Annotated in this window: 7 protein-coding genes; 2 read left to right on the forward strand and 5 right to left on the reverse strand. The window is 70.3% G+C overall.

Going from position 1 to position 9430, the window contains the following annotated elements; all coding sequences use genetic code 11:
* Positions 1 to 326 precede the first annotated feature (326 nt).
* Positions 327 to 1397: an NAD(P)-binding domain-containing protein gene (locus GY24_RS08005; RefSeq protein ID WP_104475158.1), complete on the reverse strand. Its 1071-nt coding sequence runs from the start codon at positions 1395 to 1397 to the stop codon at positions 327 to 329.
* 146 nt (positions 1398 to 1543) lie between these two features.
* On the opposite strand from GY24_RS08005, the gene GY24_RS08010 reads away from it, so the two are divergent.
* A complete protein-coding gene (locus tag GY24_RS08010) occupies positions 1544 to 1768 on the forward strand; it encodes a DUF3073 domain-containing protein (RefSeq protein ID WP_083362832.1) in 225 nt (74 codons plus the stop codon).
* Between the two features lie 164 nt (positions 1769 to 1932).
* Here the strand turns inward: GY24_RS08010 and purM are convergent, their stop codons facing one another.
* Positions 1933 to 3036 (reverse strand): phosphoribosylformylglycinamidine cyclo-ligase, encoded by a 1104-nt coding sequence (gene purM, locus GY24_RS08015; protein WP_104475159.1) that lies wholly within the window; start codon positions 3034 to 3036, stop codon positions 1933 to 1935.
* Positions 3037 to 3168: 132 nt separating this feature from the next.
* On the opposite strand from purM, the gene GY24_RS08020 reads away from it, so the two are divergent.
* A complete protein-coding gene (locus tag GY24_RS08020; protein ID WP_104475160.1) occupies positions 3169 to 3900 on the forward strand; it encodes a zinc-binding alcohol dehydrogenase in 732 nt (243 codons plus the stop codon).
* 166 nt (positions 3901 to 4066) lie between these two features.
* On the opposite strand, the gene purF is transcribed toward GY24_RS08020, so the two are convergent.
* The 3 genes from purF to GY24_RS08035 all read right to left on the reverse strand — a co-directional run.
* The gene (purF, locus tag GY24_RS08025) at positions 4067 to 5626 is read right to left on the reverse strand and encodes an amidophosphoribosyltransferase (RefSeq protein WP_104475161.1); all 1560 of its coding nucleotides are present in this window, start codon (positions 5624 to 5626) and stop codon (positions 4067 to 4069) included.
* 11 nt (positions 5627 to 5637) lie between these two features.
* Positions 5638 to 6021, reverse strand: coding sequence for a hypothetical protein (locus tag GY24_RS08030; RefSeq protein WP_133161146.1), 384 nt, complete (start codon positions 6019 to 6021; stop codon positions 5638 to 5640).
* A gap of 124 nt (positions 6022 to 6145) precedes the next feature.
* On the reverse strand, positions 6146 to 9430 hold a 3285-nt coding region (locus GY24_RS08035), incomplete at its 5' end, for an HtaA domain-containing protein (RefSeq protein ID WP_193953536.1).

Here is a 9430-nt window from a genome sequence, read left to right on the forward strand (position 1 = left end):
GGTCGAGTAGGCCCGCCAGCGGCGGTGCGCCACCCGCTGGTCGAGTAGGCCCGCCAGGGCCGTATCGAGACCCTGACACGACACGAAGCAGTTCCACGCACGAGGTCTCGATACGCTCGTTCCTCGCTACTCGACCAACGGGTTTGGGCGTTGGCCGCCTGTTGGCCTCGGTCGCACGCTCCCTCGAACCAGCGGGTTTGGGCGTCGACCGCCTGTTGGCCTCGGTCGCACGCTCCCTCCAGCCCACGGGTTTGGGCGTTGGCCGCCTGTTGGCTTCGGTCGCACGCTCCCTCGAACCAACGGGAAGCGCGAGCCACCGGGAACGGCTAGAGCAGCGCCATGATCTGGCGGGCGATCGTGCGGCCCGCCCTGCTGGCCCCGATCGTGGACGCCTGCGGGCCGTAGCCGGCGAGGAAGATGCGCGGATCGGTCCACGAGGCCCCGGAGCCCACTGTCACGCCGCCCGCGGCCTCGCGCAGCTTCAACGGCGCGAGGTGCCGCAGTTCCGGCCGGAAGCCCGTCGCCCAGATGATCGCGTCGGCCGGGACGACGCTGCCGTCTGCCCAGCGGGCGCCGCCGGGCTCGAGCACGCTGAACATCGGCTTGGCCACGAGCAGGCCGCGGTGGATGCCGGCCGCGATGCGCCGGGTCTTGGGCACGCCGGTGCCGCTGACGATGCTCGGCAGCGCCTGCCCCGCTCGCGCCGCCCTGTCTTGCGCGGCGACCGCCTCGGCCGCCCCCTCCACGTCGAGCTGTTCGCTGTCGAGCCAGTCGATCGGCCGGCGAGCCACCCAGGTGAGGCCGGACGCCACCCCCTCCAGCTCGAGCATGAATCCGATCGCCGAGGTGCCGCCGCCGACCACGATGACGTTCTTGTCGCGGAAGTCCTCGGCCGAGACGTAGTCCGCGGTGTGCAAATGGCGCCCGGCGAAGTCCATCACCCCCGGGTAGTGCGGGATGAACGGGGCGCCCCAGGTGCCCGTCGCGTTCACGACGAAGCGCGTGCCGATGGAGCCCCGGTCGGTGTGCACCACCAGGTCCGCCCCGCTGTTCACGACCGAGCGCACGGTGACGGGCCGCTCGACGTGCAGCTGGAAGTGCTCCTCGTAGCGCCGGTAGTAGTCGGCGACGATATCGCGGGCCGGCACGTCCCGCGCGGCGGTGTCGAAGCTCAGGTCGAGCTCGGCCATCCCGGGCAGATCGTGCACGCGGTGGGCGGAGCCGAGCCGCAGGCTCGGCCACCGGTGCTGCCAGGCGCCGCCGGCGCCCGGCCCCCGGTCCAGCACCACGAAGTCCTGCCCGGCCGCCAATTCGAAGCGGCGCAGATAGTAGGAAACGGCCAGCCCGGCCTGCCCAGATCCGATGACAACGACCGGCACATCACGGTCGAATCTCATCAAACCTCGTCCCATTCTCTGTCTCTGAAGCGGCCACCGGCACTGTGCACCCTACATGCTAAACTGGCAGTTAGTTTTCATACTTTTTATCGGTAAATCCCGGGCGCATCATTAGCAACCGGCCTGTCATCGTAAGGGGGTCTCGCATGGGGCGCGGCCGTCAAAAAGCAAAGCACACCAAGGTAGCCCGTGAGCTGAAGTACTTCAGCCCCGACACCAACTACGGTGCTCTCGAACGCGAACTCACGCATAGTGGTGATGTTCGACCTGGTGGGGATCGTCTCGACGAAGACCTCGCCAAGTGGCCTGAGTATGAGGCCACACCGTACGAGGACACCTACGCGACCGAAGACGAGCAGAAGCGCGCTTAGTCTTTTCTCCGTAATGGATGCCGTGAGCTCAGCGTTTCGACGCTGAGCTCACGGCTTTTCGCATGCCATTTTTCGGGTTGCCGCGGGGCGGGCACAGAAAGAGCCCGCCGGCCACGGTGTGACCGACGGGCTCTTCTGGAGCCAGCTCTTCTGGATCGGGCCGACTAGGCGGCGTAGCTGCCGACGAGGCGCACGGCGCCGCCGTCGACGCCCTTGGCGCCCTGCTCGAAACCGGTGAAGTCGCGCGGCGTCGTCGAGACACGGCCGGCGACCCAGGAGTGGATGCCCTCGGACTCGAGCTTGGCGATGACGCTGGAGGCGGAATCCGCGGCCACGACGGCGAACATGCCGATGCCGAGGTTCCAGGTGCCCTCGGCGCTCTCCAGACTGGTGCCGGCGAGGTCGCTCAGCACGCGGAACACGCTGTTCGGCGACCAGCTGGCGCGGTCGACCTCGACCCACGAGCCGACAGGCAGCACGCGGGCGAGGTTGGCAGCGATGCCACCGCCGGTGACGTGGCTGAGGGAGTGCACGCTGCCGGCGAGGGCCGGGTCTTCGAGCACGCTGACGAGCGGGCCGGTGTAGAGGCGGGTCGGCTCGAGGAGCACCTCACCGACGACGCCGCCGAACTCGTTGGAGTGGTCGGTGTAGCCGATCTTGTTCTGGGCGAGGATGTGGCGCACCAGCGAGAAGCCGTTGGAGTGGATGCCGGAGGAGGCCATGGCGATGACGACGTCGCCGTGCTGCACCCGGTCGGCGCCGAGCACGGCGTCACCCTCGACGACGCCGACGGCCGCGCCGGCCACGTCATAGTCGTCCGGGCCGAGGAGGCCGGGGTGCTCGGCGGTCTCGCCGCCGACGAGCGCGGTGCCGGTGGCGGAGCAGGCCTTGGCAATGCCCTCGACGATCGAGGCGATGCGGGCGGGGACGACCTTGCCGCAGGCGATGTAGTCGGTCATGAATATGGGCTTGGCACCCACCACGATGATGTCGTCGACGACCATGCCGACCAGGTCCTGGCCGATGGTGTCGTGCTTATCGAGGGCCTGCGCGATGGCGACCTTGGTGCCGACGCCGTCGGTCGAGGTGGCCAGCAGGGGCCGCTTGTACGCGGTGAGGAATGACACGTCGAAGAGGCCGGCGAAACCGCCGACACCACCCAGGACGTTCGGGCCGTGCGTCTGGGAGACGGCCGCCTTCATGAGTTCGACCGCAAGGTCGCCGGCTGCTGTGTCGACGCCTGCTGCGGCGTAAGAATTCTCGGTCACCCTTATAGGGTACCGGGCGCGCGGGCGCCAGAATTCGACGGCGCCGCCCCGGCATCGCCCCGCCCCGGCAATCCCCGGAAATCCACGGAAATCTCAGGAGCCGGGCGCGGGCGCGCGGGCTACACTGACCCTATGTGGGGCTCCGGCGCGGCATGGTGGTCGGTTCGTGAAGAGGCGAGCCGTCAGGTGCTGCTCGCCCTCTACCTGCGCGACCGCATCGGCATCGAAGCCCCGGTGGAGCTGCCGCGGCTGCAGGGCGTCATCGGGGTCTCCGACGGAACCGCGTTGCGTGAGCTGCGCCACCCCCTGCACCACGGGCTGCTCCGGCAGCCCCAGCACTCGGCGCTCACTCCCCCACCCGCCGACGCCCAGCCGGCCGCGCCGCTGCCCTTCGAGCTGATCCCGGAGCCAGAGCGCAGCCGGCTCGAGACGCAGTGGCTGCTCTGGTGGGCGAGCACCGTCGAGCCCGAGCGCTATCCGTCACCGATCCCGCTGGAGCTGGCACCGGGTTTCGGCGACCTGGTCGCCCTCCCCGTGCGCGGCGCCGAGCTGCTGCTCGAGGCGATCACCCCGTACGCCGAGGCGGCGGTGGCGTGGTCGGATGCCGCGGCGCGGCGATTCGCCGACTACCAGCACGAGCCGCGCGGCTCGCTGAAGCTCGCCTACGCGGGGCTGATCGCCGAGAACGAGCGGGTGCACGGCCGGCGGGCGCGCGTGTTCGAGCTCACCGTGCAGCTGCTGCCGCTCGCGGCATCCGGCGCCTGGTGGATCGGGCGCACGAGCGTCGCCATCACCGACACGCTGCGCACCGACCCGACCGGGTTCACCGAGGCGCTGCGGCCCATCATCGCCGAGCTCGCCTGATCGCTCTCCGGCCGGCAGAGCCGCCTCCCCCGTCGGCTGAGCGAGGAACGAGCGAAGCCCTGAGCGGATTCGCGAAACGATCTCTCACGCTGGAAACCGGGCTTCAGTCGCTGGCGCTCCTTCAGCCGACGTGACGGGGCGCTCCTTCAGCCGACGGGAAGGACTACTATTCCTGGCGGCCCGGGTCGCCGATGACGAGGGGCATGCCCACCTCGAGCACGCTCTCGAACTCGGCATCCGGGCCCGGCTCGCAGCCGTTCGAGGCGACGGGGCGCTCGAGCAGGTTCTTGCCGAGGTGCTGCGACTCGGGCAGCGGGATCGGGTACTTGCCGGTGAAGCAGGCGGTGCAGAGGCGCTCGCGCGGCTGCTCGGTGGCCTCGATCATGCCGTCCTCGGAGAGGTAGCCGAGCGAGTCGGCGCCGATCGACTGGCGCACCTCGTCGACGCCGAGGCCGGAGGCGACGAGTTCGGCCTTGGTGGCGAAGTCGATGCCGTAGAAGCAGGGCCAGGTGATGGGCGGGCTGGAGATGCGCACGTGCACCTCGGCGGCGCCGGCCTCGCGCAGCATCGAGACGAGGGCGCGCTGCGTGTTGCCGCGCACGATCGAGTCGTCCACCACGATGAGGCGCTTGCCCTTGATGACCTCTTTCAGCGGGTTCAGCTTGAGCTTGATGCCGCGCTGGCGGATGGTCTGCGACGGCTGGATGAAGGTGCGGCCGACGTAGGAGTTCTTGACCAGGCCCTGGCCGAACGGGATGCCGCTGGCCTGGGCGTAGCCGATGGCGGCGGGGGTTCCCGACTCGGGGGTGGGGATGACGAGGTCGGCCTCGACGGGGTGCTCCGCGGCGAGGCGGCGGCCCATCTCGACGCGGGCCTCGTGCACGCCGCGGCCGGCGATCGCGGTGTCGGGGCGCGCCAGGTAGACGTACTCGAACACGCATCCGGCCGGCTTGGACTCGGCGAAGCGCTGCGAGCGCAGGCCGTCCTCGTCGATGGTGATCAGCTCGCCCGGCTCCACCTCGCGCACGAAGGCGGCGCCGACGATGTCGAGGGCGGCGGTCTCGGATGCCACGACCCAGCCGCGGTCGAGACGACCGAGCACCAGCGGGCGCACGCCCTGCGGGTCGCGGGCGGCGTAGAGGGTGTGCTCGTCCATGAAGACGAGGCAGTAGGCGCCGCGCAGGCGCGGCAGCACCTCGAGGGCGGTCTGCTCGAGCGTGTGGTTCGTGTCGCCGGTCAGCAGCGCGGTGACGACGGCGGTGTCGGTCGTGTTGCCGCGGCGAAGCTCACCGTCGGTCTCCGGGTAGCGCTCGTGCACCAGGTCGAGCAGCTCGGCCGTGTTGGTGAGGTTGCCGTTGTGGCCGAGGGCGACGGTGCCGGTCGAGGTGCGGCCGAGCGTCGGCTGCGCGTTCTGCCAGCTGGAGGACCCGGTGGTCGAGTAGCGCGTGTGCCCGACGGCGATGTGGCCGGTGAGGGTGTTCAGCGCGGTCTCGTTGAAGACCTGCGAGACAAGGCCCATGTCCTTGTAGATGAGGATCTTGCTGCCGTCGCTGGTCGCGATGCCGGCTGATTCCTGGCCGCGGTGTTGCAGCGCGTAGAGCCCGAAGTAGCTGAGCTTGGCCACCTCCTCGCCGGGAGCCCAGACGCCGAAGACACCGCAGGCATCCTGTGGTCCCTTCTCGCCTGGGAGCAGATCATGGTTGAGAAGTCCGTCGCCGCTGGCCAAGTCGAGGCCCCTTACTGTGAGTTGTCGCCCGAGTGCGCGTCAATTCTATCGGCCACGACAGTGACGGATCGACGGGCAGCGCGGCGGTCGAGGATCAGGGCGGTCAGTGCGCCCAGGCCGAGGCCCACCGCACCGCAGAAGAGCAGCAGGAAACCGAAGACCTGGCCGCGGTCGTAGTCGTCGTTCTCGGGGAAGATCATGGTGAGGATCAGCGCGGCCACGACGCCGACGCCGACGCCGATCGCCAGGAACCGGGTCACCTTGGGGGCGCGTCGCACGCGCAGCGTCTCGTGCGCGACGACGGTCTCCACCGGCTCGTGCGGCACAGGCGCACCCTGGGCCGGCTCGGTCTCGGGCCGGGGCTGGACGGGTTCTGACGCGGCGGTTTCACTCACCCTTCTATTGTCGCGCACCATTCTGTGTGCGGGCGAACTCGGCGGGATCGGGGCCCAGATCCCGGGCACACGAACGGGGCCCCCACCGATCTCGGTGAGGGCCCCGCATCATGCAATCGCCGTGTTACTCGGCCGAGGCGTCAGCCCCCGCTCGACGCCGCTTGGCCAGCAGCACCACGATCACAGCCAGGGCAGCGGCGAGCACCGCGGCCAGAACCCAGACGATCCAGCTGACGCCCTGCTCTGCGACGTCCGCGCTGATGGCGGTCACCGTCTTGTCGCTCGGGCCGGCCTCGCTCGACTCGGCTTCTGCGGCCACGACTGCGCAGTCGGCGGTCGGCAGCGTGAAGCTGATCGGGTCGAGGGCGTCCCCGGCGGGGTAGGTGCCGAAGGCTGCTGCCCCGGCATCCGTCAGCACGGCCTCGATGTCGGTGCCGGTGATGCCGGTCTCCGTCACCGCGAGGCTGCCGGCGCCGAGCGTCAGCTGGCCGAAGCGCAACGCCTGGCCGTTGATCGGCTCGCCCTGCTGGGTGGTGCCGGTGACGTCGAGCACGAGGTAGCCCTCGGTCTCGCTGACCAGCTCGATGCGCGGGTTGGCGACGGTGGTGTCCAGTGCGCCGTCGTGGCCCGTGAACCGGATGCTGCCGAGGTAGGACACGAGCCCTGCGCCGCTCTTCTGGTCGATGCTGCCGGTGCCGTCTGCCCAGTGGAACAGGCCGTCGGCCTCGGTGGTGCCGCCGGCGAGCTCCCAGCCGCCGTTGGCGATGCCGCTGCTGATGTAGGCGAGGAAGCTCTGCTTGAAGCCCCAGTCCAGCGTCGCGCCCTCGACCGGGCAGAAGCCGGCCACTGTGCGCTCGGGGATCGTGATGACGACACCCTTGCTGATCGAGCCCTGCACGGTGAGCGTGTGCTCGCCGGTCAGCGTGGCCGGCAGCGTGCCGCTCCAGCGCACGACGCCGTTGGCGTCGGCGGTGAGGTTCTCGGCCATCACGGTCGGCGTCGAGTAGATCACGATGCGGATGCCGGTCTCATTGGGCTGGAAGCCGTCGACCTCGAAGGAGATCTGGCCGCCGGCTGCGATCGAGCCGAGCACCTCCGGCGTGAGCGTGATGCCGGTGGTGGCCGGCGGGCTGGCCGGGACGGCGCTCTGGGCGGGTGTGTTGACGGATGCCGTGGCGATCGTCCCGGTGTTGCCGGACGGCGCTGCGGCTGCGGCGCCGATGGTCACGGTCATCGGGTCAAGGACCTCACCAGCGCTGTAGTAGCCCTGGAAGGAGCTCGCGCCGGCCGCGGTCAGCGTGACCGGGGCACCGCTGAAGACGGTCGCACCGTTCAGGCTGGAGCGCGCTGCAGCGCCCAGGTTGACCGTGGCGAAGTCGACGCGGCCGCCGTTCACGGAGAGCGAGAGCAGCGCGCTGGTGGCGCTCGTCACGCTGAGCGTCGGGCTGGCGAAGGTCAGGTCGAGGATGCCGCCGTGCCCGGTGAAGCGCACGCTGCCGGCGTAGTCGGCCGTGCCCGTTCCGCTGCCCTGGTCGAAGCTTCCGCCGCTCTGGCCGAACTGGAACACGCCGCCGGAGGAGGTGGCGCCGCTGCCGACGCTGATCGAGCCCTTGGCGATGGGTCCGGTGATGTAGTTGCGGAAGACGCTTCCGAGTCCCCAGCTGAGCGATCCGCCCTGCACGGTCGGGGCGACAACGGGGGGAACGACGGGCGTCGTCGGCGGGGTGATCACCGGGGGCTTGACCGGCGGCAGCACGGAGCTCGTCACCTTCACTGTGCTCGCAGCAGAGCTGCTCGCGCCGAAACCGGCATCCGGCACGAAGCGCGCGGTCAGCGCGATGCTGCCCACGGTGCGCAGAACGGCGTCGGCCGAGGCCTGGCCGTCGGCAACGCGCACCGCGGTGCCGAGCTGGTTGCCGTTGGCGGCGAAGATGACGCTGCCCTGGGCGCTGGCCGGCGTGACGGTGGCGCTCAGCTTGACGGAGCCGCCGACGACGAGGGTGTCCTTGTCGACGCTGAGGGCCGTGCGGGTGCCGACGGTCTCGACCGGCTCAGTCGCGCCGGTGCTGAAGGCGACCGTGATCGGGTCGATCAGGGTTCCGGCGGGGTAGAAGCCCTGGAAGGCGACCGCGCCGGCTGCGCTCAGGGTCACCGGGGCGTCGACGAAGAGGGTCTTGCCCTTCTCGGTGCTGGTGCCCGCTGCCGCCAGGTTGACGGTCGCGAAGTCCACCCGCTTGCCGTTCACGGCGACGCTGAGCGTCGCACTCGCGGCGCTGTCGAGGCGGAGGGTCGGGGCGCTCATCGTGACGTCGAGAGCACCGTGGTGACCGGTGAAGCGCAGGGTGCCGCTGTAGTTCGCGGAGCCCTTGCCTGCCGCCAGGTCGACGGTGCCGCCGGCCTGGGCGAACAGGAAGCCGGTGCCTGCAGCGGTGACGCCGTCGCTCAGCGCGACCTCGCCGCCGGCGATGGGGCCGGTGATGTAGTCGCGGAAGGCGCCGTAGACGCCCCAGGAGAGCTCACCGGTCTGGGCGGCCGGCGGGGTGACGGGCTTGGCCGCGACCGCCACCGAGACGGCGGTCGAGGTGCTGGTGAGGAAGAGCGCGTTCTTGGCCGGCGTGAAGACGGCGGTCAGGGAGGCCGTGCCGATCGTGGCGAGCTTCAGCGATGCGGTCGCGGTGCCGCCGGTGACGGCGACATCCTTCGCCACGACGGTGGAGCCGTTGAGGAAGCTGACGGTTCCGGACGCCGCGACCGGCGCGATCACGGCGGTGGCCGTGACGGTGGCGCCCTCGACGACGGCCGTCTTGTCGACGCTCAGCGTCGTCGTGGTGGCCTCGGCGCCGGGCTGCGGCGCCGGGAACAGGGTGTCCCACTGGCCGGCTGTCGGCGTGACGTCGGCGCGGGCGTAGATCGTGTCGGTGTTCGGGGCGGTGTGCCCCTCCCAGACGATGACCTCGTACTGCTTGCTGCGATCCAGCACGGCCGCCGGGGCGACGAGCGACTTGTCGAACGCGCCGCCGACGATGGCGCCCGGCGTCATCCAGAATCCGAATGCCGCGTAGCCGCCGGATGCGTCGACGCTGGCCTCGGTGCCCTTCTCGATCAGGGCCGCGTATGCGCCGGTCGTCAGACCGAACTGCGAGCCGACGACGCGCACGGCCAGGCCGGACTCTGCCGCGGCTGAAGTGACTGATGTCGCGATGGTCGGGGCGACGACCTTCGGGGCGAAGGTGATCGGGGTGAACGTCTCGAACTGGGCCGCGCTCGCACCGCTGCCCGAGTACGTGTAGATGCCGTAGTTGCCGGTGCCCGGGTTCTTCGCGAACTCCTCGGTGACCGTCACCGTCGCCTCGAATGATCCATCCGGCTTCAACTCGATCGCACCGCTGGCATCGCCACCGATGGTCAG

It is taken from the genome of Microterricola pindariensis (assembly GCF_002936985.1).
Taxonomy (GTDB): Bacteria; Actinomycetota; Actinomycetes; order Actinomycetales; family Microbacteriaceae; genus Microterricola; species Microterricola pindariensis.

What these genes read in the sequence shown, in the direction of transcription:
- GY24_RS08005 (WP_104475158.1), bottom strand. Translation starts at nt 1,397, where the DNA reads ATGAGATTCGACCGTGATGTGCCGGTCGTTGTCATCGGATCTGGGCAG.
- GY24_RS08010 (WP_083362832.1), top strand. Translation starts at nt 1,544, where the DNA reads ATGGGGCGCGGCCGTCAAAAAGCAAAGCACACCAAGGTAGCCCGTGAG.
- GY24_RS08020 (WP_104475160.1), top strand. Translation starts at nt 3,169, where the DNA reads ATGTGGGGCTCCGGCGCGGCATGGTGGTCGGTTCGTGAAGAGGCGAGC.